The following is a 25238-nucleotide window of genomic DNA, read 5'->3' as shown; positions in this document are numbered from 1 at the left end:
ATGACGCTGCCCCTGCGCCGGGGCATCCAGGGCACCATCGTCGCAGTGATCGTCACCGCTTTGACACTGGGATCCAGTGTTGCCAGCACCACTGCGGCCCAGGCCGAGGTCGGCTCTGAGTACCAGTCGGTGCAGGGCTCGGGATCGAGCTGGTCGGCGAACGCCCTCGACCAGTGGATCAGAAACGTGTTCGCGAACTATCGCTGGACAGTCTCGTACACCAACAACGGATCCACCGCGGGTCGCACGCTGTTCTCCCAGGGCTCCATGGATTTCGGTGTCTCTGAGATCCCCTACGCCCTGAGCGGCAGTGATGCGCCGGACCCGAGGCCGAAGCGGCAGTTCGCCTACATCCCCATCGTCGCCGGTGGCACCTCGTTCATGTACAACCTCGCCATCGGCGGCCAGCGGGTGACGAACCTCCGGCTGTCCGGAGACACCCTGGCCAAGATCTTCACCGGCGTGATCACCAAGTGGAACGACCCCGCGGTGGCGAAGGACAACCCGAAACTCACGCTCCCCGCCATCACCGTGGTTCCCGTTGTACGCTCCGACGGCTCCGGCACGACGGCCCAGTTCTCCGCGTGGATGCGCTCGCAGCATCCGGACATCTGGAACGCGTACTGCGCCAAGGCCGGCCGCTCGAACTGCGGCATCACCTCCAACTACCCGGTCGTCCCGGGCTCGGCGTTCGTGAGCCAGCAGGGTTCAGACGGCGTCGCCGGATTCGTCAAAGGCGATGCGGCCGGGGCGATCACCTACGTCGAGACGTCCTATGCGCTCAACGAGGGATTCCCCGTGGCCAAGGTGCTGAACAGCGCCGGGTACTACACGGAGCCGACGGCATCCAACGTCGCAGTATCCCTGCTGGCCGCCGTGATCAACTCCGACGAGACGTCCGTCGACTATCTCACCGCCAACCTGGGCGGTGTCTACGGCAACGGGGATCCGCGCACCTATCCGTTGTCGTCCTATTCCTACATGATCGTGCCGACGGCAGTCGAAGGAAACTTCTCGCTCAATAAGGGGCGGACGCTCGCTGACTTCGTCTCCTACTTCCTGTGCGAAGGCCAACAGCAGGCCGAGGTGCTCGGCTATTCACCGTTGCCGGTCAACCTCGCCTCCGCGGGTCTCGAGCAGGCCCAGAAGATTCCCGGGGGAGACCCCCAGAACAAGACCATCGCCAGTTGCAACAACCCGACATTCTCCCCGGATGGCACCAATAAGCTCGCGAACGAGGCGCCCCAGCCCCAGGCTTGCGATAAGCAGGGCGCTGACCAGTGCCTCACGGGCACCGGCGGAGCGGCAGGAACCGTCACCGCGGACAGTTCGTCCTCCGCTTCGGGCGGTGGCTCGGCAGCAGCAGGCGGAACGGGTGCAGCGGGAGCGGCAGGTGCTGGCGGCGCGGCAGGAGCTGTCGGGTCGGGCGGGGCGCCAACAGCCGTCGACGGAAAAGCAGTCGGACTGACCGCCGGAGGAGACCCGATCGTCGCGGGCTCGCCGATCGATCTCCCGGGTCGGGACCTGTCGCTGAGGACGCTCGCGTTCATGCTGCTTGCCGCCATGGCGGCCATCGCCCTCGTCGTTCTTCCCCCGATCGTGGCCCGTCGGCGGGCTGCAATGGTGGGCATTCCTCGGGGTCCGACGAAGCGGAGGCCCGCGGGTCAGATGCAGTTCCAGAAGCCATCCCGGAATCGGCTGGGAATTCCGAAAGTTCATCTCGGTGTCCCCTTTAGGAAACGTGGTAGTGCCGCAGCTTCGAAAGGTGACTCATAACGTGCTCTCTGTGATGCTCCCCCACCCGAAATCGCCAGCACGACGCAGCCTCCGGCGCGCCGTGGCGGCAGTCTCCGGTGCACTCGTCACGCTCGTAGTGATGGGCCTGGTCGTGGTCGTTCCCCTCGACGCGACGCCCGCTGTTGCCGCGACATCCACCAACTCCGAACTAACCGTCGCATGGCAGGGCGACCTCTCCCCGGCAAAGGATTTTCAGCCGAAACGCGATAAGACGGACTCGTTCGCGAGAGGCAGTTTTTCCGAATTCGACGACATCAAAGTCTCGGTGTCACAGACGCAGGGGATCGTCGACCAGACGGTCCGCGTGACCGTCACCGGGTTCAGACCAACGATCAGCTCGACGCAGAGCCAGGACGGATTTGCGGCAGATAACGCCAAGAACTATGTCCAGGCCATGCAGTGCTGGGGGCCAGACCCGAAGGCCGCCGACTTCAACGAGACCTGCCAATGGGGCGGTCGAGTGGATGGCACCGGCGTCGGCGACTCGGTGATCGCCGATAACCTCGGCCGGGTCGGCCCGCTCGACAACGACTTCGGAAATCCCACCGACCACGACGTTCAGTTCCGCACCGCGGGCGGCACCGAGGTCAGCGGCAAGCCGCGCCTGGTCGACGGGCTCACCCAGTACGACATGCTCAACTACTTCAGTTCATCCACCACCAATGAGGTGAACGCCGCTCGCATCGGTTCTGACGGCTCGGGATACTTCGACTTCGAAACGCAGTCGGCCGACTCGGCCCCGCAGTTGGGTTGCGGTTCGGCCAAGAACCCGAGGTGCTGGCTCGTCATCGTTCCCCGCGGTACCTACTTCGGTGGCGACGGCGCCAAGTGCAGCGGCATCACTACAAGAGATGGCGACCCCTTCACAAAGGGAGACAGGAACGTCATCCAGGGCGGAAGCCCCGTCAACGACCAGTGCGACTATTTCGACAACCGCATAGTCGTTCCTCTCGACTTCAGGCCGACGGGTGCATCGTGCGCCATCGGCAGCACGGAGACCAGGGTGATCGGTTCGCAGCTGATGACCGCGGCGATGAGCTCATGGCAGCCGTCGCTCTGCACGACCGTCAAGTCGACCTTCAGTTTTTCCACCAACTCGGATGTGCTGGCGCGTGCCCAGTTGATCGAAACCGGGGCGAACTCGCCAAACATCGCCTACAGCGGATACCCGGTGAGCCCGGGCGAACTGACCACGGAGACTCAGCGCACGAACCTGTCGAAGACGACGATCTCCTACGTGCCGGTGGCGGTGTCGGCGATGGTGGTCGGATTCGTCGCCGAATCCCCGTCGGGTCGACAGGAAAGCCTTGTCGTCTCGCCCCGGCTGATGGCGAAGTACCTGACGCAGTCCTATCCGTTCCTCGTTCCGCAGTCGACCTCGAGCCAGGGCCAAAACGCCACTCACCTCGGAGCTGTCAACCAGACCTACACGAAACCGTTCCAGGATCCCGAGTTCAAAGCGTTGAACCCCACGAATTACTTCCAGTTCCAGTACGTCCCGTCCCTCGTGCTTCCAGGATCCAAGTCCGACGGCATCAAGCAGGTATGGCGGTGGATCCTCGCAGACGCCGATGCCCGCGCCTTCCTCTCCGGCACGAAGGACCCGTGGGGAATGACGGTGAACCCGTACTACCTGCCCAGGGGCGCTGCGACGACCACCATCCCGTGGTACCTGAGCGAGGCCAAGGAATACCTCGAAACTGCTACGACACGGGAGGTTGGACTCAGCAAGCTCGACGGCTCCCCGCGCAAGCTGGTCGACGAGCCGGCTGATGACTTCTCGAAGTACGACCAAACCGTCATGCCCCTGAAGCTCTCGACAGAGCGCTCACGTTTCGACTCGATCCAGTTCGCGCCGTACGCAGATACCTTCCTCTCCGGTGCTCGCCAGGCGTTCCGCGCAGACTCGCGAGCGAAGACGCTCTGGGACCCGAACTCCGTCAACGCGGTGGGAGAGAAAGGGGACTGGAAGTCCAACGGCGCCCAGATCCCCGGCCAGCGTTTCATCATTACTGTCACCGACAGTGTGTCGGCTCAGCGGTGGGGCATCAGCACGGCGAGCCTGACGGTTCCGGGCACCGTTGTCACGGCTGCGACCCTGCCTGCTGACGTCAAGACGGTCAGGCCCACCTCCGAAACGGTGACGAAATCGCTGTCGGCGGTGGAGCCGACCAGCCTCGATTCGATCAAGCAGATCAACCCGGCCAAAGTGGGGGCTGATGGATGGCCGATGACCATGATCACCTACGCCGGGGTCAACCTGACGAAGACCCAGGTCGAGCCGCGCAAGACCATCTCGGCGATGTTGAAGCAGGTCACGACGAGCGGACAGATTCTCGGCACAGCGCCGGGCGAGCTTCCGGAAGGATATGTCCCCCTGACTGACGAGTTGAAGGCTCAGGCCGTCGCCGGCATCGCCCAGATCGACTCGTACGTCGCACCTCAGCCCACGTCGACTCCGGCACCGCCCAAGCCGGCATCGCCGTCCAACGGCATTGCCCAGGATCCGTTCGAGGCGGCAACCGACTCGGGGGCTGCTGCAAGCGGTGCCGCAGCCGACCCGGCCGTGGTGGCCGGTGTGGACGAGCTTTCCGCGGCCCGGACGAACGCCTCGTCCACCGACCCACTACTTCTCTCCGGCCTGGTGATCGCTCTGGTCATCGGTCTGGCGGGATTGCTCGTCGCCCCCGTCTTGCTCAGAGGCAGAGGTTTCTTCTAAACACCCGAAACTTCCTGTGCGTTTCGCTCCGACGCATAAGAAAACCCCTCATCGAACCGCAAAGCCAATGAGGGGCTAGTCCATCCGGACTGAACTGCAGGGGCACCATACCAAACGAAGGTTGGAACACAATGCTCAAAAAGAACAAGCTGCGCCTCGGCGTGGTGGCAGCTGCTGCCGCCGCGACGATCGCTTTCGGCGCAGCGGCCCCCGCATACGCAGACCCGATCGGCTTCAAGCCGCTCAACGGCGCGGGCTCAGACACCACTCAGGATGTTCTGAATGGCGTCGCAACGGTTGTCACCTCGATCGGCTCTTACGACGCGACTGGCTCGGCAACGATCCAGACCACGTCGGGCGGCCCGACGTTCAACCGTCCGAACGGCTCCACTTCCGGAGTCCAGGCTCTCAGTGCGTCGATCAACAACACCGGCGTTCGCACCTTCCCGGCTTCGGGTGGCGTGAGCATCACCGGCCAGATCGACTTCGCTCGCAGCTCGAGCGCACCGAGCAGCTCGTTCGTCGGAACGGACCTGACCTTCATTCCCTTCGCCCGTGACGCCGTCACGTACGCAGTGAGCCAGGCCAGCGACTTCCCGCGCGACATCGCCCTCGGAGCCGCTTCGCAGGATGCCGTTTCGCCCGCGCCGTTCACGCTGCGGAACATCTACCGCGGCGCAGTCACGTCGTACACCGATGGCGACTTCAATCCGGTCACGATCCGTCCGATCATCCCGCAGGCAGGATCTGGCACCCGCTCGTTCTGGCTCGGAGCTCTCGGACTGACCGAGACGAGCATCATCGGAACCCCGACGACCGACATCGGAAACACCGCCCAGGAGCACAACGGAACGTACATCCGCAACGCCGGTGACATCGCGCCGTTCTCCATCGCGCAGTACATCGCGCAGGGTAACCACGGTGCACTGCCGACCAACGTGATCGAGCGTCGTGGAAACATCGCGCTGGGCGGCGTTGACACGGTCAAGCCCATCCTGCTCACCCCGGGTGGTGGCGTAGAGCTCAACTCCTCCTTCCCGATCAACCGCCTCGTGTTCAACGTCGTGCAGTCCTCCCGCCTCACCGGCACGTCGACCGCAGACACCCTGCTCAAGAACACCTTCTCAGGAACGACTTCGTCGGTTTGTGCGGCTACCGCCCAGATCAAGCAGTACGGATTCGGCACCATCGGCTCTCTCTGCGGCAACACCACCACCTACAAGCAAGCCTTCCGTTACTAACCCCCGATAGAAAAACGAAAAGGACCCTGAAAGACATGAACATCTCTAAAAAGATCGCAGCGATCGCGGTTGCCGCGGCGCTCACTGTCGGAGGCTTGACTGCTGCCCAGTCCGCTTCGGCTGCCGAAATCCCCGGAACCCTCGCAGTCACGCCGACCTCAGGTAACGTCTCCGACACCTACCTGTTCGACAGCATCAGCCTGAGTGTCGGAGCAGTCGCTCCGAACAACCTGCTGGCCGGTACCTTCGCGTACCAGGGTGGCGTTGAAATGGGATCGCTTGCTAACGCCCGTAACGCTGGAAACGTGCCCGCAACGGCCGGAACAAGCGGCCTGAACGGTCAGCCGGCATTCCACGACCGCTCGATCAGCCCGACGAACAACTTCGTCAGCAACAAGCAGCTGACCGCGCTCACCACCCCGCTGGTGACCGGAGACTGGGAGCTGCGTTGGTACTACTTCGCATCGACCACCGCCCCTAACCGCCTCACGGACCCGTACGTCAAGCTCGCCATGACGTTCGATGCCGCGACCGGCAACTGGGCAGTCAAGGCCGCCACGGTTCCGGCAGTCACTACCTCGACCTCGCTGACGGCTCTCGCCACCGGCTCGGCCGTAACGCTGACCGCGACCGTGTCCCCTGCCACCGCCGTCGGTACCGTCACGTTCTTCGAGGGCTCGACTGCTGTTGCGTCGAACGTCGCGATCAACGGTTCAGGAGTCGCCACGGCGAACCTCCCGACCGTTGCCGACGGCTCGCACACCTACACCGCGTCCTTCGTTCCGACGAACGTGGCGAACTTCACGGCGTCCACCTCGGGCACCGCGACGGTTCAGGTCGGTGGCGTCCAGGCAACCACGAACGTCACCACGACGATCCTCGCCGGTGCTGGTGGCGGAGTTCTGACGCTGACAGGTGTGCCGGCGACGGTTGCACTCGGTACCGCAACGCTCGGCGCCGGAACGCTCAACGCCTCCGGAACGCTGAACGCTGTTGTCACCGATTCGCGCCAGCTGGACTACCCGGCGTGGAGCCTCACCGGCCAAATCGGTGACTTCACGTCAGGCACGAAGGTCCTCTCGGGTAAGTACCTGGGTTGGACCCCGGCTGTCACCGGTGCTCCGAACTCGGTTGCCGGCGCGGTTGTTGCTCCGGCTCCGGCTACGGTCAACGGCCTGAAGACGATCAGCACGCTGGCCACCGGTGCTCCCAACGATGTCGAGGTCAGCAACGTTTCGGCGCTGCTGCAGCTCAAGGCACCGAAGAACACCCCTGCCGGTAACTACTCGGCAGTGCTCACCCTGACCCTCATCTAGGTCAGTCGCTTCATCGGCGGGTTGGGCCAGCGCAGCGTTGGCCCGACCCGCCATTGTCATCCTTCCGGGCGGATACGGTTCCCGAATCCGTCGTTAACGTTCCGTTCATACCCCGCTCGCTTCGCACTGATTGGCTAACCCGGATGTCCCGAATCACCACCCCCGCTTCCCTGCTTCTGGCCACGGTTTTAGCCCTGTCGCCGTTGGCTGTTTCGGCGTTCGCATTTGCGTCGACTCCCACTGCGGTGGCGGCCGACGGTGACATCACCTGGAGCGTGGAGCCCGCCCCCACGGCAGAGGGCGGTCGGCGCACCTTCGACTACACGACCGATCCCGGCACGCAGATCAACGACACGGTGCTCGTCACGAACCAGGGCACCACCGCTGCCGAATTCCTCATCTACGCGACCGATGCGCGGAACGAGCTCGAGACCGGAGCATTCGGCCTGCTCAAGCGCGAAGAGACTCCCATCGATGCCGGGGCGTGGATCACGACCGGTATCGACAAGATCACCCTCCAGCCCGGTACCGAGGCGAGCATCCCTTTCACCGTTCTCGTTCCCTCGGATGCCACTCCCGGAGACCACGTGGGCGGCATAGTCGCGGCCGTGCTGACCACCGGCAACGAGGATGGCGCTGCGGTCGTGCTCGAGCAGCGCGTCGGTGCCAGGGTCTACCTGACGGTGTCGGGAATTCCGGATGTCGGAGTCGAGACGAGCGGTTTCGTCGCCGGCTACACGGCCGAGTTGAACCCCTTCGCCCCGGGGACGATGTCCGTCACCTACGACGTGCGCAACACCGGAAACGTGCGGATGGACGTCAACCAGAAGCTGCAGATCACCGGCCCGTTCAGCATCCCGCTGGGTGAGATCACGCCGGAGCCGATCTCGAACATCCTTCCCCGGCAGTCCGTTCGGGTGACCTCAGAGGTTCCCGCTGTCGCCGCGCTCCTGCTCGCATGGTCGAACGTCACCCTTGTGCCGGGGGCCATCGGCACGGCCGGAACTCCCGTCGGAGACACCGCCACTGCTGGCGCGTCTGCGGTACCCACGAGCCCCGTCGCTGCCGATCCCGCCGTGGATCCTGCCGCTGCACCCGACGCCCCTGTGGTCGAGACGGAGGAGGCGCTCGAGTTCCTGCCCGTGTCATCCTCGGCCTTCTCACTCGCCGTGTCGTGGACGCTGCTCGCGCTCGTCGTGATCGTGATCCTCGCGATCTTCCTCGTCTACCGCTACGTGACCGGCACACGCGACCGCCTGTACGACGCCATCGACGAAGCAGCCGAGGCTGCGCGGGCCGAAGCGCTCAACGGCCAGGGCGGCACGGGGGCTCAGACAGTATGAATCGACTGACCGCCCTGGGAATCACTGCGCTGATCCTCATGTCGAGCATGCTGCCGACCCTGACCGAGGGCGGCAGCGCCGTCGCGGCGACCTGCCCCGGAACCAGTTCATCGCTGCCGGTCACCGTGACCATTCCCGACATCGGCCAGTCCGGCGGAGGGGACGTCGCCGGGCCCACACCGACGGCCTGCGCCACGACACCACCGCCCGCGACCGGCGGAAGCGGCACGACGCCGGGCGGATCCGGTTCAGGATCGGGTAGGCCAGGCTCGGGTTCAGCTGCAACACCTGCCACCCCGGCCGGCACCTCGGGCGAGGTGGTCGCGCCAATACCGCCAGCGACCCCCTCGGAGAATGCGTCGAAGCTCGAACTCGACCCAGAGCGCATCTCGGCAAACGAATGGATGACCGCCACCGGCACCGGTTACAACGCGGGCGAGAACGTGCAGTTCGTGCTCTATCCCGGCGCCGAGGTGATCGACAGTTACGTGGCAGATGCCACGGGCAACGTCACCGCGCGCTTCAGGATCCCCGAAGAGACCCGATCCGGTTCCCACGTGCTCGAGGCGACGGGCTGGGTTTCGGAGAAAGTGTCGAACGGGGAGTTCACCGTCGTGACCCCCGCCGGAGCCGGCGCCATCCCCACGCTCTGGTGGGTCGTCATCGTGTGCGGATCACTGCTGCTCGGGCTCATCGTGCTCGCGATCTACTTCCGGCGCAGCATCGGCCGCGCGTTCCGTGGCGGGCCCGACACGGTGGGGAGCACACCGTGACCCTGGTGGCAGAACCCGAGGTGGATGGCGCGGCTGGTGCCGAGGCATCCGTCGAACCGCCCACGCCGAAGAAGGCGCCCCCGGCGAAGAAGCCGCCCAGGGGACTGCCGATCTGGCTGCGCAAGCGTCCCAACCGCCCGCGTAATACGCGGCCAGCTCCGACCCCGCGCGACATCCGCTGGTGGGTCGGAGTCGTCTGGCTGCTGCTGTCGGCCCTGCTTCTCGGCTTCGTGACCCACGTGACGATCATCGGATCGCTGCAGCACTCCCGGGCGCAGTATGTGCTCTATCAGGATCTGCGCACCGAACTCGCGCTCGCGACCACTCCACTCGGCCAGCTCGATGTCGACGGCAAGCTCGTACCCAATGGCACCCCGCTGGGGCTGATCAGCATCGACCACCTCGGAATCAACGAGGTCTACGTGCAGGGAACCACGCCCAGCGACCTCACCGAAGGGCCCGGACATCGCCGCGACACCGTCATGCCCGGCCAGGAGGGCACCAGCATCATCATGGGCAGGCAGGCGACATACGGCGGCCCGTTCGGTTCGTTGAGCGCGCTGGTTCCCGGGGATGAGATCGTCGTGACGACGGGCCAGGGCAAAGCCACGTACACGGTGTTCGGCGTGCGTCGCGACGGTGACCTCCTGCCGCAGCCCCTGGAATCGGGCGAGGGGCGCCTCGAGCTGATCACGGCGAACGGGGTTCCGCTGGCCCCATCCGGAGCCCTGCACATCGACGCGTCTCTCGAATCCGACGTCAACCAGACCCCTTCGCCGGTGTTCACGAAGGAGGTGCTCGATCCCTCAGAGCTCGACCTCGGAACGGATTCGACGGGCTGGTTCCCGCTGCTCTTCTGGCTGCAGTGGCTCACCGTCGCCGTCACCGCCCTGCGCTGGGTGCGGGGTCGCTGGGGCATGTGGCAGACGTGGATGATCGCCGTCCCCGTCGTGCTCGCCCTCGGGGCCGCGACCGCCGATGCCGCGATGACGCTCCTTCCCAACCTGCTCTAGCCCGACCCGAGGAAACGACATGGACGAACCGACGAAACCCACCCGCACTGCGGCATCCGCGCGCGCCAACAGCACGGTCACCTCCAAAAAAGCCACTACGCCGCGGGCGAAGGGCGCAGTGCAGCGCAAGCCCGCCACGGCATCGACCGCAACAGCGAAGAAGTCCACCGCCGCTCCCCGGACGGCTGGGTCGAAGACGGCTCCAAAGGCTTCCACACAGCAGGTACAGGCTTCGGTCGAAGCCCCACCGGCACCCGTCGACGACACGACAACAGACGTGCCCACCATCACCGGCGTAATGAAGCGCCCCGAGCTTCCCGAGACGCAGTGGCAGGGTGGCGAGCTCGCCTCGAACACCCCGCCGCCGCTTCCGGACGCGCCCCTCGCCGTCCTGCAGGCGAACTCGATCTCCGCCTGGTTCGGCGACCGCAAGGTGCTCGACCGCGTCGACCTCACTATGGAGGCGGGCAAGGTCACGGCGCTCATCGGCCCGTCCGGCTGCGGCAAGTCGACGTTCCTGCGCATCCTGAACCGGATGCACGAGATGATTCCGTCAGCCTCCCTCGCGGGCGAGGTGCTGCTCGATGGAGTCGACATCTACGACGCCAACCGCAGGCTCACCCAGGCGCGGCGCGACATCGGGATGGTGTTCCAGAAGCCGAACCCGTTCCCGGCGATGTCGATCTACGACAACGTGATCGCCGGCCTCAAGCTCACCGGCATCTCGGCGAGCCGCGACACCAAAGACCAGCTCGTCGAGTCGAGCCTGACGAAAGCCGGCCTCTGGAAAGAGGTCCGCGACCGGCTCCGCCAGCCCGGCGGCGGCCTCTCCGGTGGGCAGCAGCAGCGACTGTGCATCGCCCGCTCGCTCGCGGTGCGCCCACGAGTGCTGCTCATGGACGAGCCGTGTTCGGCGCTCGACCCGACATCCACCCGTGTCATCGAGGAGACGATGCTCGAGCTCGCCAAAGAAGTCACGATCGTGATCGTCACGCACAACATGCAGCAGGCCCAGCGTGTGTCTGACAACTGCGCGTTCTTCCTGGCCTCGCTCGGCACCCCCGGCGCGATCGTCGAACAGGGCGACACCGAGGTGATGTTCTCCGACCCGACAGACCCGCGCACCCTCGACTACGTCAATGGCCGATTCGGATGATGCCCGCGGCGCCGGATCCGTTCGCCGAGTATCACCGGGCCGGGCGCAGGATCACGCTCACGCGGGTGATCCCGGCCGTGATTGCCGCGCTCGCCATCGGCACGGGGCTGGGCTTTCTCGCCGGTAATACTCCCGCCGCCCCTCCGGCGGCCGTGGAGCAGGCTTCGCCTGCCCCGTTCGCGGCCCCCGCCCCGGACGCCGTGGAGCCGCCGATCGTCGCAGCCCAGCTGCCGCAGCCGGCTGCGCCAGCCGGAGCGCCTGCGACGGAAACACCCGCTCTTCCGACCCTGGCGACGACCGGGCAGGGTGAGTGGTCCATCGCGATCGACACGACGGGGTACCAGGCCGAGATCGACCAGTGCCTGTGGGTGCGGATGGACCTGGGCGTGCACGCGCCCATCGTCGGCAAGCACAACTACTGCGGCGGTGACATCGTGCTCGGCATGTCCATCGGTGACACCGTGACCCTCTCCGGGGTCGGCCTCGACGGCACCTACACCGTGATCGCGGCCAGGGACGCGCAGGCCGGGGACTACGCGAAGGTCGCCACCGACGGGCTCGGCGGCTCGGTCATCCTGCAGACCTGCTACTGGGGCGATAGCGGGGCCGAACGGTTGGTCGCGCTCGACCGGACATAGCGACCACCGCCGCGACATTCACCGCCGAGTGTTCCGCTTCTGCTGGCACCACAGCGCGCCAGCCCGCAGAAGCGGAACACTCGGCGGCTATCGCGTCGCGTCACGGGCAAGACTGAGCCGTCGCAGTGCGAGACAATGGCAGCATGACTGACCAGAACCTCGCCGTCATCGTTCTCGCCGCAGGCCAGGGCACCCGCATGAAGTCGTCGCGCCCGAAGGTGCTGCACTCCATCGCGGGCCGAAGCCTCATCGGGCACGTGCTCGCCACGGCGCGCGAGCTCGAACCCAGCGTCGTCATCGCAGTCGTGCGCCACGAGCGCGACACCGTGGTCGCCTCGATCTCAGAACTCGCGCCCGACGTCATCTTCGTCGACCAGGACGACATCCCGGGCACGGGCAGGGCCGTGGAGGTCGCGCTCGAAGCGCTGCCCGAGGGCTTCGATGGCGACGTGATCGTGGTCAGCGGCGATGTTCCGCTGCTGGATGCCCCCACCCTCGCCGCGCTGATCGCCGAGCACCGCGCCGCCAGCGCGGCCGCGACACTGCTGTCTGCCGTACTCGATGACGCCACGGGCTACGGCCGCGTCATCCGGAACGAGGACGGCGCACTCGACCGCATCGTGGAACAGAAAGACGCGACAGACGCAGAGCGGGCCGTCACCGAGATCAACTCCGGAACCTACGTGTTCAGCGTGGGGGAGCTGAGGGTGCAGCTTCCGCTCGTCGGAACCCAGAACCTGGCGGGCGAGAAGTACCTCACCGACGTCGTCGGGATGTTGAGCGCGAGCGGATCCGTCGTGACTGCCGTGCCCGTGAGCGACGGCTGGATGGTCAGCGGAGTCAACGACCGCGTGCAGCTGGCCGAGGCATCCCGCCGCATGAACGACCTGATCGTGCGCCGCTGGCAGGTGGGGGGTGTGACGGTGCAGGATCCCGCGACGACCTGGATCGACGCCGATGTCACCCTGGCCGAAGACGTCGAACTGCTGCCGGGCACCCAGCTGAAGGGCGCCACGCTCATCCAGCGCGGAGCGACTGTAGGTCCTGACACCACGCTCGTCGACTGCGAGATCGGCGAGAACGCCGTGGTCAAGCGAACGGATGCCACGCTCGCCGTCATCGGCGCCGGTGCCAGTGTCGGCCCCTTCGCCTACCTGCGTCCCGGAACGTATCTCGGTGCAGACGGCAAGATCGGCACCTTCGTAGAGACGAAGAACTCGACGATCGGCGCCGGAAGCAAGGTGCCGCACCTCAGCTACATCGGCGATACCACCGTGGGGGAGCAGTCGAACGTGGGCGCCGGCACCATCACCGCCAACTACGACGGCGTTAACAAGAGCGCCACCGTCGTGGGTTCCCACGTGCGCACGGGTTCGCACAACGTGTTCGTGGCCCCCGTGACCATCGGGGACGGCGCCTATACGGGAGCCGGCACGGTGGTGCGCAAGGATGTGCCGGCGGGATCGCTGGCGATCACCGTCGCACCGCAGCGCAACATGAGTGGATGGGTCGAGGCCAACCGCGCAGGAACTGCAGCAGCGCGAGCGGCGGCCGAGGCATCCGGCACCCCGGAGGTTTAGCGACAGGTCTGCGCCGATAAGATTGGCGAAGACAAACGCCGACGATGTGTCGGCAGAGAGCGGGGACTGTGTCCGAGATCAAGATCACCGGACAGAAGAGGCTCGTCATCGTGAGCGGCAGGGCCCACCCGCAGCTCGCCATCGACATCGCCACCGAGCTCGAGACAAGCATCGTGCACACGGATGCCCGCACCTTCGCCAACGGTGAGATCTACGCCCGCTACGACGAAAGCGTCCGCGGGTGTGACGCGTTCGTGATCCAGTCGCACACCGACCCCATCAACGAGTGGCTCATGGAGCAGCTCATCATGGTCGACGCCCTCAAGCGCGCCTCGGCCAAGCGCATCACCGTCGTCTCGCCCTTCTATCCATACGCCCGCCAGGACAAGAAGGGTCGCGGCCGCGAGCCGATCAGCGCCCGTCTGATCGCCGACCTCTACAAGGCGGCCGGCGCCGACCGGATCATGAGCGTCGACCTCCACGCCGCCCAGATCCAGGGATTCTTCGACGGGCCCGTCGACCACCTCTTCGCGATGCCCGTGCTGCTCGAGCACTTCCAGCGGATCCTCGATCCCTCCACCCTCACCGTCGTCTCGCCGGACATGGGCCGGGTGCGGGTGGCAGACATCTGGAGCGACAAGCTCGGTGCGCCGCTCGCCATCATCCATAAGCGTCGCGACCCGCTCATCCCGAACAAGGTGACGGTGCACGAGATCGTCGGCGACGTCGCTGGCCGCGTCTGCCTGCTCGTCGACGACATGATCGACACCGGCGGCACCATCGTGAAGGCGGCCGAAGCGCTCAAGGCCGCCGGCGCGACGAAGGTCGTCGTTGCGGCAACCCACGCGATCTTCTCCTCTCCCGCGCCAGAGCTGCTGCAGCACGCCTCCATCGACTCGGTCGTCGTGACAGACACCCTGCCGATCCCGGAAGAGAAGCGCTTCCCCACGCTCACCATCCTGCCGATCGCTCCGCTGCTCGCCCGCGCCATCCACGAGGTCTTCGACGATGGATCCGTGACGAGCATGTTCGACGGAGCCGCGTGACCATCTCCACCCCTCGCCCCTGGCTCGCCTCATACGCAGAAGGTGTTCCGGAGGAGCTGGAACTGCCCACGGGTTCGCTGTACGACCTGGTCGAGGCATCCATCGCCGAGTTCCCCGACAACGTCGCCCTCGAGTTCTTCGGTCGCGAGACCACATATGCCGAGATGGGCATGCAGATCGAGCGAGCCGCGGAAGGCCTCAGGCTGCTCGGCGTGCAGAAGGGCGACACCGTCGCACTGGTACTGCCGAACTGCCCCCAGCACATCGTCGCGTTCTACGCGGTGCTGCGCATCGGCGCGATCGTCGTGGAGCACAACCCGCTCTACACCCCGCGCGAGCTGCGCCACCAGTTCGAAGACCACGCCGCGAAGGTCGTCATCGCGTGGAACAACGTCGTCGGCACGATCCAGGCCTTCCCGGCCGATGTGGCCGTCGACACGATCATCTCTGTGGATGTCACGCGCGCGATGCCCTTCGCAACGAGGGCGCTGCTCAGGCTGCCGATCAGCAAAGCCCGCGAATCACGCGCAGCGCTGACGACGAGCGTCCGCGGCACCGTCGTGTGGGATGACCTTCTGAAGTCTCAGCCGATCAAGCCCGAGATCGTCCGCCCGGACGCGGCTGACGTTGCGCTCATCCAGTACACCAGCGGCACCACCGGCAGCCCCAAGGGCGCCACCCTCACCCACCTCAACCTCACGATGAATGCGGCCCAGGCCAGGGCTTGGGTGCCGACCGTCACGCGTGGCGAGGGTTGCGTGGTCTACGCGGTCCTGCCGATGTTCCACGCCTACGGGCTGACCTTGTGCCTGACGTTCGCGATGAGCATGGGCGCGCGCCTTGTGCTGTTCCCGAAGTTCGACCCCGACCTTGTGCTCGCCGTCGCGAAGAAGCGCCCGGCGACATTTCTGCCGGCCGTGCCGCCGATTTACCAGCGGCTGCAGGCCGCCGCCTACGAGAAGGGTGTCTCGCTTCAGGGCATCCAGATCTCCATCTCGGGAGCTATGCCGTTGTCGGCCGCGGTAGTCGAACCGTGGGAGCAGGAGACGGGCGGATACCTCGTCGAGGGCTACGGACTCAGCGAGACCAGTCCCGTGCTGATGGCCAACCCCGTCGGCCCCACCAGGGTCGCCGGTACCGTGGGTCTTCCACTGCCCAATACCGAAGTGCGGGTCGTCGATCCCGAGAACCCGACCGTCGATCGCGCTCCGGGTGAAGAGGGCGAGCTCATCGTGCGCGGCCCCCAGGTGTTCTCCGGGTACTGGAAGAAGCCGGATGAGACGGCTGCCGTCTTCGTCCCGACCTCCGACGACGGTGCCGACTGGTTCCGCACCGGCGACATCGTCACTGTCGACGAGGCAGGGTTCGTCCGCATCGTCGACCGCATCAAGGAACTCATCATCACGGGCGGCTTCAACGTCGCGCCGAGCGAGGTCGAAGACACACTGCGGGCGCATCCGGATGTCTCGGATGTCGCCGTCGTGGGCCTGCCGAGCACGCACAGCGGTGAGGATGTCGCCGCCGCCGTGGTGCTCGTGGCCGGCGCGAAGCTCGACGAGGAGTCGATCCGCGACTTCGCGAGGTCGAACCTCGCCGCCTACAAGGTGCCCCGTCGCGTCTACCAGGTCGACGAACTACCCCGATCGCTCATCGGCAAGGTGCTGCGTCGCGAGGTGCGCGAGAAGCTGACCGCTCTCTAGGAGTCGCTGGTCGACACGTCCGGGCCCGCCGGCAGTCGCGCGCCGCCGGGGATGATCCCCATGCTCGCCAGCAGGGTCTCGGTGCCGCCGAAACCGACCGCGTAACAGTTCCAGCCCATGCCGGAGGCGCTGACCAGTTCGAACCTCGCCGAGAAATTCACCGCTTCCGGCGAAAGATAGCTCGTGTAGATCGCGCACGATCGCTGCGCCGTGTTGTTGGCTGTCGACACGCCGATCAGGATGCCCGGCAGCACCAGCCCGATGAGCCCGACGACGACCACCACCCGCATCACGGTAAGCAGGTGAGGGCTGCGCAGCGGCCTGTCGCCGTGCGGTTCGTAGCCGGCGAGCTCCGGCTCGTCGTCGTACTCGGGGGAGTTGTCTGCGGGGGATGCCATGGCCATTCCATTGTGTCACCCGCGGCTCCGCGCCATCCATTATTCAGGAGGTCACGTGACTGGAGTGACTTCTGCTTCACACGAGGTCGCACCTGCCACCTCAGCAACTCCAGCCCCACAACCTCCTGAATGATGAAAGGGAGTTAGTGCGAGCTGCCCGCCGACTCGATCTCGCTGCGGTCGCCGCTCCACAGCGTGTGGAAGGTGCCATCCTTGTCGATGCGCTTGTAGGTGTGGGCGCCGAAGAAGTCGCGTTGGCCCTGCACGAGGGCGGCGGGCAGGCGGTCGGCACGCAGTCCGTCGTAGTAGGCGAGCGACGACGAGAATGCGGGAGTCGGGATGCCGGACTGGGCGGCTCCGGAGACGACCCGGCGCCAGGCATCCTGTGTCCTGGCCATCACGTCGACGAAGAACGGCGCGGTCACGAGGGCGACGAGGCCGGGGTTCTCGGCGTAGGCCTCGGTGATGCGGTTCAGGAAGCGCGCACGGATGATGCAGCCTCCGCGCCAGATCTTCGCGATCTCACCCTTCTGGATGTCCCAGCCGTACTGCTCGGCGCCGGCGACGATCGCGTCGAATCCCTGGCTGTATGCGATGACCTTGGATGCGTAAAGCGCGAGCCGCACGTCTTCGATGAATGACTCGTCATCTCCGGCGACCTGCGACGACGGGCCGGGCAGCGAGGCGGCGGCGTCGCGCTGGGCCGGCTTGGACGACAGCGAGCGGGCGAAGACTGCTTCCGCGATACCGGAGACCGGAATACCGAGGTCGAGGGCGGTCTGTACAGTCCACACTCCGGTGCCTTTGGAGCCGGCCTGGTCGAGGATCACGTCGACGAGTGGACGCCCGGTGTCGGCATCCACCTGCTTGAGTACCTCGGCGGTGATCTCGATCAGGTAGCTCTCGAGCTCGCCCTTGTTCCACTCGGTGAAGATCTCGGAGATCTCGGCGGGAGTCTTGCCGGTTCCGCGGCGGATGAGGTCGTAGGCCTCCGCGATGAGCTGCATGTCGGCATACTCGATGCCGTTGTGGATCATCTTCACGAAATGGCCGGCACCGTCGTGGCCGACGTGGGTGACGCAGGGCTCACCCTCGGCGACGGCGGCGATGGACTTGAGGATCGGGCCGAGCGTGACCCACGACTCGTCGGAGCCGCCGGGCATGATCGACGGCCCGAGCAGCGCGCCCTCCTCGCCGCCGGAGATCCCGGCGCCGACGAAGTTGATGCCGGTCTCGCGCACGGCCTTCTCGCGGCGGATCGTATCGGTGAACAGCGCGTTGCCGCCGTCGACGATGATGTCGCCCGGCTCGAACACGGCCAGCAGCTCGTCGATGACAGCGTCGGTGCCCTTGCCCGCCTGCACCATGATCAGCGCGGTGCGCGGCTTCGACAGGGAGGCAGCGAATTCGGCGTAGGTCTTCGACGCGACGAATTCGGCCTCGGGGTGCTCGGTGAGCAGGGTCTCGGTCTTCTCGTAGGAGCGGTTGAAGATCGCCACAGAGTTGCCTTCGCGGCTGGCGAGGTTGCGGGCGAGGTTACTTCCCATCACTGCGAGTCCAACAACGCCGATATTTGCCTGTGCCACAGTGTCTCCTTGAGAAAAGCCAGTCGAGGGGGAAGTGCGAGTTGAGGGGTAGTGCCGTGTGAGGCAGAAGCCGACTTCTAGGCTAGACCGTCCGGCTAGCCTGAGATGGTGAGCACACCACGGATCGTCGTCATGGGGGTCAGTGGCTCCGGTAAGTCCACGATCGGTGAACTGCTCGCCGAACGACTCGGGATCCGTTTTGTGGATGCCGACTCCCTGCATCCGCCCGCCAACGTCGCCAGGATGGCGGCGGGACATCCGCTCACCGACGCTGACCGCTGGCCGTGGCTCGCGGTGGTGGGCGACGTGATCGCGGCAGCACCGGCTCCGGGAATCGTCGTGGCCTGTTCGACGCTCAAGCGCAGCTATCGCGAGGCGATCCTGAAACAGGCGGGGGATTCGAGATTCGTGCATCTCCATGGATCTCCCGAGTTGCTCGCGCAGCGGATGGGGCACAGGGAGGGCCACTTCATGCCGACATCGCTGCTCGGCTCCCAACTGGCCACTCTCCAGCCGCTCGACGCCGGTGAACCCGGCGTGACCGTCGACATCGCTCCGGCACCTGCGGCGATCGTCGATCGCATCGTGCGCGAACTGTTCGACTAATCACCCCGCGTCACTCTTGCGCGCCGGAGCCCGCTCGTTAGTCTCTGACTATGGTCAGAACCGCCCTCAGTGTCGTGGTCTCGCTGGTCGCGACTGCGCTGGGATACGCGGCGCTCTGGCAGGGCGGTGCCGTGCTCATGAGGGAAGCCGTGCGATTCGACCGGACCACGGATCCCCTCGCGCTGCCGCTCGTGGTCGGGGGGCTCATGCTTCTCGCGGTGGCCATGCTGAGCGTGGCGATGTCGTCGGTCGGGGTGATGACCGTGGGCGTGATCCATCTGCTGTTCGGGCTCGTCGCTGTGCTGGATCCTTCACTCCCGTTCATCCGACTCATCGCGCAGGCGTTCGGCAGGGATTCGACGGTGGGCGATGGAATGCTCTACTCGGTCTCCACCGGCATCGGCATGCTTGCCGGGATCGTCTTCGTCGTGACCGGGCTGGCAGCGCTGACCGGTCGCTCGCAGAAGCCCGGTGCCGTCGCGCGTGCCGCCAGCGTGATCGTGGCGATCGTCGCCGGACCCATGGGCGTGCTCCTCGCCTTCATGGGGGGCGGGCTGGTCTACACCGACCTCGTCGTGCTCGCGACCGGGGGGTTCAACCCCACGGGAGCCGTGCTGCTCCTCGTCGGGACCGTGCTCGTCGGCCTGGCTGTGCTGACCCTGCGCTGGTCGTCAGTCGGCCTTGCCGTGCTCGGCCTGGCGATAGCGGGGATCGGTTTCTTCGGGCTCGCAGAACCGGGGCAACTGGCATCCATCGCCGGTCAGGTCTCGAGGGAGCTGAGCGTGACCGTGCAGTTCGCGGCTCCGAACGGCAACCTCGCCCTGCTCGGGATGCTGCTGCTCGCGGCCGCCTTCGGCACCCTGCTGCGCTCCCGCCGCTGGCGATGACCGGCTGGGGGTTCGCCCCCGAATCCGTGTAAGATCGTGCACTGAACTTCGGCGAGGGAACCTGCGGGTTCCGTTATCGACGCGGCGGGTGAGTCACTGATCTTAAGTGCATTGGGCTTTTCCTCACGCTGGCAATCATGCGTTCGAGTTGAATACGATCTGGGCACCTGCCCGTTATGGAGAACATCATGGCTAAGAAAGCCGCACAGTCTGAAGACACCAACTACCTCCTCACCGAGGTGCGCGACACGTTCGGCAAGGGCGTAGCCCGCAAGATCCGCGCGCAGAACAAGATCCCCGCGGTCATCTACGGCCACGGAACCGAGCCGAAGCACGTCACCCTGCCCGGCCACGAGACCGCGCTGATCCTGCGTAAGTCCAACCAGGTTCTCGAGCTCGACATCCAGGGCACCATCCAGCTCGCACTGGTCAAGGATGTGCAGAAGGATCCGGTTCGCCAGATCATCGAGCACATCGACCTCATTGTCGTCCGCAAGGGCGAGAAGGTCATCGTCGACATCCCCGTGCACGTCGAGGGTGAGCCGGTTGCAGGAACCACGATCAACCAGGACGCGAACACCGTGTCGCTCGAGGTCGAGGCAACCCACATCCCCGAGAACGTCGTCGTCTCTGTCGAGGGCCTCAAGGAGGGCTCGCAGATCCTCGCGAAAGACCTCACGCTGCCGACCGGCGCCACGCTGGTCACCGATGAGGAGACCCTCATCGTCGGCATCACCGGCGAGGTCGAGCAGGACCTCGGCGACGAGCCGGAGACCGAAGAGGGCGCCGAGGGCGCAGAAGCTGCCGAGGGCGACGACGCCGCTGCCGAGGAATCCGAGTAGTCCGAGGGTTTCGGCCGATCTGGTTCTCACGTAAGGCGCAGCCTGTGGATGACCTTTGGCTTGTAGTCGGGCTCGGTAACCCCGGGCCCGGCTACGCCGGAAATCGCCACAACGTCGGCCAGATGGTGCTGGCCCAGCTCGCCGACCGGCTGTCGTCGAGCTTCAAGAACCACAGGGCCAACGCCTCGGTTGCCGAGGGCCGCAGCTTCCCGGCTGGGCCTAAGCTCGTGCTCGCCAAGCCCAATACGTTCATGAACGTGTCGGGCGGGCCGGTCGCAGCGCTGCTGCGTTTCTACAAGATCGAGCCGTCCCGGCTGATCGTGCTCCACGACGAACTCGACATTCCGTTCGACTCGGTGCGCCTCAAGTTCGGCGGCGGTCACGGTGGTCATAACGGCATCCGGGACATCATCGCCGCCACCGGCACCGGGGACTTCACCAGGGTGCGCATCGGGATCGGCAGGCCGCCCGGCCGCCAGCCTGCTGCCGACTTCGTGCTGCGCGATTTCACGGGCGAGGAGCGCGCAACCCTGCCCAACCTCCTCGACGAGGCGGCGGACGCCACGCAACTCATCGCCACGGACGGGCTCACCGCAGCCCAGCTGAAGTTCCACACCGCGCGACCGTAGTTCGCCCGCCGACGGCCGGCGCCCCGCCGCAGCCCCGCGCAGCCGCTGCCCGCGCAGCCGCTGCGTTCATAACTCCTGCAGTTCGCCTGCCACCGGCCGGCGCGTGCGCGGAGTTCCGGGGTCATGCGCGATCGCGGGACGCTCCCTGCAGGAGTTACGAACACCGGGGGTGAGCACCGGGGCGGGCAACGGGGGCGGGCAACGGGCACCGGTGGGGTCGGGCGCCTGGCCGCGCGACGGCAGCTCGCACGCAGCCCGCTGTCAGTGGCGCGGCGTACACTTGTCCGGTGATACTCGAAGGATTTATCCCGGCCCTTTCGCGCGCCCGGACGTTCGAGAAAGCACTTTCTCTCGGCGCCAGAAGCGCCGATTTCTCTCTCGTCGACGGGCTCCGCGCCCCTCTTCTTACCGGACTCCTGTCGCGCAAGGGCGGCCCTCGGGCGCTGCTCGCGGTCGTGGCGACGGGTCGGGAATCCGAGGCGCTTCGTCGATCCCTGGCGAGCTACCTGCCGAGCGCCACGATCGTCGAGTTCCCGGCGTGGGAGACCCTGCCGCACGAGCGGTTGAGCCCCAGTTCGGAGACGGTGGGCAAGCGCATTGCTGCCCTCCGTGCCATCCGCAACTGGACTGCCGGTGACCAGAAGACGCCGTTCGTCATGGTCGCCAGCGTGCGGGCGGCCCTCCAGCCCCTGGCCGACAACCTCACCACCATCGAACCGATCTCGCTCGTGAAGGGCGGTCGCGGCTACGACCTCGCGCACCTCAGCCGCCGCCTCGTCGACCTCGCGTACGCGCGAGTCGACATGGTGACCAGGCGGGGCGAGTTCGCTGTGCGCGGCGGCATCGTCGACGTGTTCGCGCCGACCGACGAGCATCCGCTCCGCCTCGAATTCTTCGGAGACGAACTCGAGCAGGTTCGCGAATTCTCGGTCGCCGACCAGCGCTCCCTGCCGACGGAGATCACCGAGGCCGAGCTGCCCCCGAGCCGGGAGATGCTGCTGAGCGACAGCGTGCGCCAGCGTGCCCGCGAGATGCAGCACGAGTTTCCCAGCCTGTCGACGATGCTGGCCAAGATCGGCGAGGGAATCCCGGTCGACGGCATGGAGTCGCTCGCGCCGGCGCTTGTCGACCGGCTCGTGCCCCTCACCCACTACCTGCCTCAGGATGCCGCGATCGCTGTGCTCTCGCCGGAGAAGGTTGCGACGCGCGCGGTGAATCTCGCCGAAACGAATCGCGAGTTCCTCAGTGCAGCGTGGAATGCCGCGACCGCCGGAGCCGAGGCTCCGATCGACCTGGACGCTGGCGACTTCGTCACTCTCGCAAGGCTGCGCGAGTCGGCCGGCGACCGCCTGTGGTGGACGCTGAGCGCGTTCGATTCCGGCGCGCTGGAGCTGGGAGAATCGCGCCAGCGATTCAGCGACGCCAGCGCCGACGAAGCTACGCTTCGTCGGTTCGAAAAGGAGCTCGAGGCGACGGGCCTGGAGTCATATGTGCGCGTCGAAGCTCGCACCGTCCCGAACTTCGCGGGCCAGCCGGACGGTGCTCTCGGGCACGTCGGCGAGCTTCTGCGGGATGGCTGGTCGGTGGCCATCGTCTCCGAGGGCGCCGGTCTCGTGGAGCGCACGGCCAACGTGCTTGCCGAGCATGAGCTCGCCGGTCGCGCGGTGGACGAGTTCCCCGCGAAGGCCGAACCGGGCGTCGCATACCTGGTGCAGGCATCCATCGACCAGGGTTTCGAGCTCGCCGATATCAAGCTCGCCCTGTTCAGCGAGAGCGAGTTCTACGGTCGCACGGCGGGCTACGACACCCGGCAGGTGAAGAAGCTCGCGAGCCGCCGCAAGAATGTCGTCGACCCGCTGCAGCTCAAGGCCGGCGATTTCGTGGTGCACAACACTCACGGCATCGGCAAGTTCGTAGAGCTCGTGCAGCGCGAGGTGTCGACCGGTGGTCGCAACGCGATCAAGACGCAGCGCGAGTTCCTGGTGATCGAATACGCGCCCAATAAGCGTGGATACCCCGGGGACAAGCTCTACGTTCCCACCGACCAGCTCGACCTCCTGAGCCGCTATGTCGGTGGCGAAGCCCCGGCGCTGAGCAAGATGGGCGGCAGCGACTGGGCCGCCGCCAAGGGCAAGGCGCGCAAGGCCGTCAGGGATATCGCCGTCGAGCTCGTGAAGCTCTACAGCGCGCGAATGGCGTCGAAGGGTCATGCCTTCGGGCCGGATACTCCGTGGCAGCGCGAACTCGAAGAGGCTTTCGCCTTTGCGGAGACCCCCGACCAGCTCACCACCATCGACGAGGTCAAGGCCGACATGGAGCGGCCGATCCCGATGGATCGCCTGCTCAGCGGAGACGTCGGCTACGGCAAGACCGAGGTCGCCGTGCGCGCCGCGTTCAAGGCCGTGCAGGATGGCAAGCAGGTCGCGATGATAGTGCCGACCACGCTGCTCGTGCGCCAGCACATGGAAACGTTCGCCGAGAGATTCGCCGGATTTCCCGTGCACCTCCGCGCGCTGTCCAGGTTCCAGACCGACAAGGAATCGAAGGAGACCATGGCGGGCATGGAGGACGGCACGGTCGACGTCGTCATCGGCACGCATCGCCTGCTCAGCAAGAACATCGCGTTCAAAGACCTCGGTCTCGTCATCATCGACGAGGAGCAGCGCTTCGGCGTCGAGCACAAGGATGCGCTGAAGAAGCTGAAGACCAACGTCGACATCCTGGCGATGACAGCCACCCCGATCCCGCGAACCCTCGAGATGGCGGTCACCGGCATCCGGGAGATGTCGACGCTCGCGACGCCTCCGGAGGATCGCCATCCGATCCTCTCCTTCGTCGGCCCGTACTCCGACCGGCAGGTGGGTGCTGCGATCAGGCGCGAACTGTTGCGCGAGGGCCAGATCTTCTACGTGCACAACCGCGTCTCCAGCATCAACAGGGTCGCCAACCAGCTCGCAGAGCTCGTGCCTGAGGCGCGGATCGCCGTGGCCCACGGCCAGCTGCCCGAGCACGTGCTCGAGCAGGTCATGGTCGACTTCTGGGAGCGCAAGTTCGACGTGCTCGTCTCGACGACGATCATCGAGACCGGGCTGGACATCGCCAACGCCAACACCCTCATCATCGACAGGGCCGATAAGTACGGGCTGTCGCAGCTCCACCAGTTGCGCGGTCGGGTGGGTCGTGGCCGCGAGCGCGCGTACGCGTACTTCCTCTACGATGAACTGAAGCCGCTCACCGAGACCGGGCACGAGCGACTGAACACGATCGCCGCCAACAACGAACTCGGCGCCGGCATGCAGATCGCGCTCAAGGACCTCGAGATCCGTGGAGCGGGAAACCTGCTCGGCGGCGAGCAATCCGGGCACATCGCGGGGGTGGGTTTCGACCTGTACCTGCGGATGATCGGCGAGGCCGTCTCGACCTTCCGCGGCGACGTGGCGGAGGGGCAGACCGAGCTCAGGCTCGAGTTGCCCGTCGACGCGCACATCCCCGAGGACTACGTCGAGAGCGAGAGGCTCAGGCTCGAGGCGTACCAGAAGCTGTCGACGGCGTCGGCTCCGGCAGCGACAACCGACAGCATCGACAGGGTGATGGAGGAGCTCACGGACCGTTACGGTGAGCCGCCGGAACAGGTCGCCAACCTCATCGCCGTCTCGCGACTGCGCCGCATGGCGCAGAAATCCGGGCTCAGCGAAGTCGTGGTCATGGGCGACAAGCTGCGGATCGCGCCGGCGAACCTCGCCGACTCCATCCAGGTGCGGCTGCAGCGCATGTACCCGGGAGCGCGCTACCACGCCGCAGCGGCCGCCGTTCTGGTGCCATTGCCGCCGGAACCCACAGACACCCAGCTCATCGCCTGGACCACCGACCTGCTCGTGGCCATCTTCGGTGCCGAAGTAGTGGCATCCGAAGTAGTGGCATCCGAGGGGGCGAGCGCGGAGGAGGCCTCTCCCGGGGCAGCTGTCTGA

At 66.2% G+C, this 25238-nt stretch carries 19 protein-coding genes; 17 read left to right on the top strand and 2 right to left on the bottom strand.

Going from position 1 to position 25238, the window contains the following annotated elements:
* The 12 genes from IWX81_RS11075 (at position 1) to IWX81_RS11020 (ending at position 16322) form a co-directional block, all read left to right on the top strand.
* Positions 1 to 1776, top strand: a complete 1776-nt coding sequence (locus IWX81_RS11075) for a phosphate ABC transporter substrate-binding protein PstS (protein WP_334593934.1) — start codon at positions 1 to 3, stop codon at positions 1774 to 1776.
* A complete protein-coding gene (locus tag IWX81_RS11070) occupies positions 1766 to 4516 on the top strand; it encodes a hypothetical protein (protein ID WP_199281382.1) in 2751 nt (916 codons plus the stop codon). The genes IWX81_RS11075 and IWX81_RS11070 overlap by 11 nt, the downstream gene beginning before the upstream one ends.
* 131 nt (positions 4517 to 4647) lie before the next feature.
* Positions 4648 to 5757 (top strand): substrate-binding domain-containing protein, encoded by a 1110-nt coding sequence (locus IWX81_RS11065; protein WP_199281381.1) that lies wholly within the window; start codon positions 4648 to 4650, stop codon positions 5755 to 5757.
* Positions 5758 to 5792: 35 nt separating this feature from the next.
* Positions 5793 to 7073 carry an Ig-like domain repeat protein gene (locus IWX81_RS11060; protein ID WP_199281380.1) on the top strand — a complete coding sequence of 427 codons (1281 nt, stop codon included), beginning with the start codon at positions 5793 to 5795 and terminating at the stop codon, positions 7071 to 7073.
* A 143-nt stretch (positions 7074 to 7216) separates the two neighbouring features.
* Entirely contained in the window at positions 7217 to 8416 is a 1200-nt protein-coding gene (locus IWX81_RS11055) for a DUF916 domain-containing protein (protein ID WP_199281379.1), read from the top strand.
* The gene (locus tag IWX81_RS11050; protein WP_199281378.1) at positions 8413 to 9189 is read left to right on the top strand and encodes a hypothetical protein; all 777 of its coding nucleotides are present in this window, start codon (positions 8413 to 8415) and stop codon (positions 9187 to 9189) included. Before IWX81_RS11055 ends, IWX81_RS11050 begins: the two co-directional genes overlap by 4 nt.
* Positions 9186 to 10202 (top strand): sortase, encoded by a 1017-nt coding sequence (locus tag IWX81_RS11045; RefSeq protein WP_199281377.1) that lies wholly within the window; start codon positions 9186 to 9188, stop codon positions 10200 to 10202. The genes IWX81_RS11050 and IWX81_RS11045 overlap by 4 nt, the downstream gene beginning before the upstream one ends.
* A 391-nt stretch (positions 10203 to 10593) precedes the next feature.
* Positions 10594 to 11358: a phosphate ABC transporter ATP-binding protein gene (locus tag IWX81_RS11040; RefSeq protein ID WP_442977753.1), complete on the top strand. Its 765-nt coding sequence runs from the start codon at positions 10594 to 10596 to the stop codon at positions 11356 to 11358.
* Entirely contained in the window at positions 11355 to 11996 is a 642-nt protein-coding gene (locus IWX81_RS11035) for a hypothetical protein (RefSeq protein ID WP_199281376.1), read from the top strand. The genes IWX81_RS11040 and IWX81_RS11035 overlap by 4 nt, the downstream gene beginning before the upstream one ends.
* A 143-nt stretch (positions 11997 to 12139) precedes the next feature.
* A complete protein-coding gene (gene glmU / locus IWX81_RS11030; protein WP_199281375.1) occupies positions 12140 to 13576 on the top strand; it encodes a bifunctional UDP-N-acetylglucosamine diphosphorylase/glucosamine-1-phosphate N-acetyltransferase GlmU in 1437 nt (478 codons plus the stop codon).
* Between the two features lie 68 nt (positions 13577 to 13644).
* Positions 13645 to 14622, top strand: a complete 978-nt coding sequence (locus IWX81_RS11025; protein ID WP_199281374.1) for a ribose-phosphate diphosphokinase — start codon at positions 13645 to 13647, stop codon at positions 14620 to 14622.
* On the top strand, positions 14619 to 16322 hold the full coding sequence (locus tag IWX81_RS11020; protein WP_199281373.1) for a long-chain-fatty-acid--CoA ligase: 1704 nt from the start codon (positions 14619 to 14621) through the stop codon (positions 16320 to 16322). Before IWX81_RS11025 ends, IWX81_RS11020 begins: the two co-directional genes overlap by 4 nt.
* On the opposite strand, the gene IWX81_RS11015 is transcribed toward IWX81_RS11020, so the two are convergent.
* Both IWX81_RS11015 and gndA read right to left on the bottom strand, forming a co-directional pair.
* Positions 16319 to 16720 carry a hypothetical protein gene (locus tag IWX81_RS11015; RefSeq protein ID WP_199281372.1) on the bottom strand — a complete coding sequence of 134 codons (402 nt, stop codon included), beginning with the start codon at positions 16718 to 16720 and terminating at the stop codon, positions 16319 to 16321. The two genes, IWX81_RS11020 and IWX81_RS11015, sit on opposite strands and share 4 nt — an antisense overlap.
* Before the next feature lie 143 nt (positions 16721 to 16863).
* Positions 16864 to 18306 (bottom strand): NADP-dependent phosphogluconate dehydrogenase, encoded by a 1443-nt coding sequence (gndA, locus tag IWX81_RS11010; RefSeq protein ID WP_199281371.1) that lies wholly within the window; start codon positions 18304 to 18306, stop codon positions 16864 to 16866.
* A gap of 108 nt (positions 18307 to 18414) precedes the next feature.
* On the opposite strand from gndA, the gene IWX81_RS11005 reads away from it, so the two are divergent.
* The 5 genes from IWX81_RS11005 to mfd all read left to right on the top strand — a co-directional run bounded on the left by IWX81_RS11005 (position 18415) and on the right by mfd (position 25238).
* The gene (locus tag IWX81_RS11005; RefSeq protein WP_199281370.1) at positions 18415 to 18912 is read left to right on the top strand and encodes a gluconokinase; all 498 of its coding nucleotides are present in this window, start codon (positions 18415 to 18417) and stop codon (positions 18910 to 18912) included.
* A gap of 50 nt (positions 18913 to 18962) precedes the next feature.
* Positions 18963 to 19799 (top strand): hypothetical protein, encoded by an 837-nt coding sequence (locus IWX81_RS11000; RefSeq protein ID WP_199281369.1) that lies wholly within the window; start codon positions 18963 to 18965, stop codon positions 19797 to 19799.
* A 188-nt stretch (positions 19800 to 19987) separates the two neighbouring features.
* Positions 19988 to 20641, top strand: coding sequence for a 50S ribosomal protein L25/general stress protein Ctc (locus IWX81_RS10995; RefSeq protein ID WP_199281368.1), 654 nt, complete (start codon positions 19988 to 19990; stop codon positions 20639 to 20641).
* A 44-nt stretch (positions 20642 to 20685) separates the two neighbouring features.
* Entirely contained in the window at positions 20686 to 21270 is a 585-nt protein-coding gene (gene pth / locus IWX81_RS10990) for an aminoacyl-tRNA hydrolase (protein WP_199281367.1), read from the top strand.
* Between the two features lie 287 nt (positions 21271 to 21557).
* Positions 21558 to 25238, top strand: coding sequence for a transcription-repair coupling factor (mfd, locus tag IWX81_RS10985; RefSeq protein WP_199281366.1), 3681 nt, complete (start codon positions 21558 to 21560; stop codon positions 25236 to 25238).

Source organism: Salinibacterium sp. CAN_S4, assembly GCF_015752305.1.
In the GTDB taxonomy this organism is placed as follows: domain Bacteria; phylum Actinomycetota; class Actinomycetes; order Actinomycetales; family Microbacteriaceae; genus Rhodoglobus.
The sequence above is the reverse complement of the archived record's forward strand: the minus strand, read 5'-3'. Positions and strand labels throughout refer to the sequence as shown.

What these genes read in the sequence shown, in the direction of transcription:
- IWX81_RS11075 (WP_334593934.1), top strand. Translation starts at nt 1, where the DNA reads ATGACGCTGCCCCTGCGCCGGGGCATCCAGGGCACCATCGTCGCAGTG.
- IWX81_RS11065 (WP_199281381.1), top strand. Translation starts at nt 4,648, where the DNA reads ATGCTCAAAAAGAACAAGCTGCGCCTCGGCGTGGTGGCAGCTGCTGCC.
- IWX81_RS10995 (WP_199281368.1), top strand. Translation starts at nt 19,988, where the DNA reads ATGGCTAAGAAAGCCGCACAGTCTGAAGACACCAACTACCTCCTCACC.
- IWX81_RS11055 (WP_199281379.1), top strand. Translation starts at nt 7,217, where the DNA reads ATGTCCCGAATCACCACCCCCGCTTCCCTGCTTCTGGCCACGGTTTTA.
- IWX81_RS11060 (WP_199281380.1), top strand. Translation starts at nt 5,793, where the DNA reads ATGAACATCTCTAAAAAGATCGCAGCGATCGCGGTTGCCGCGGCGCTC.
- IWX81_RS11035 (WP_199281376.1), top strand. Translation starts at nt 11,355, where the DNA reads ATGATGCCCGCGGCGCCGGATCCGTTCGCCGAGTATCACCGGGCCGGG.
- IWX81_RS11000 (WP_199281369.1), top strand. Translation starts at nt 18,963, where the DNA reads ATGGTCAGAACCGCCCTCAGTGTCGTGGTCTCGCTGGTCGCGACTGCG.
- IWX81_RS11015 (WP_199281372.1), bottom strand. Translation starts at nt 16,720, where the DNA reads ATGGCATCCCCCGCAGACAACTCCCCCGAGTACGACGACGAGCCGGAG.
- glmU (WP_199281375.1), top strand. Translation starts at nt 12,140, where the DNA reads ATGACTGACCAGAACCTCGCCGTCATCGTTCTCGCCGCAGGCCAGGGC.
- IWX81_RS11050 (WP_199281378.1), top strand. Translation starts at nt 8,413, where the DNA reads ATGAATCGACTGACCGCCCTGGGAATCACTGCGCTGATCCTCATGTCG.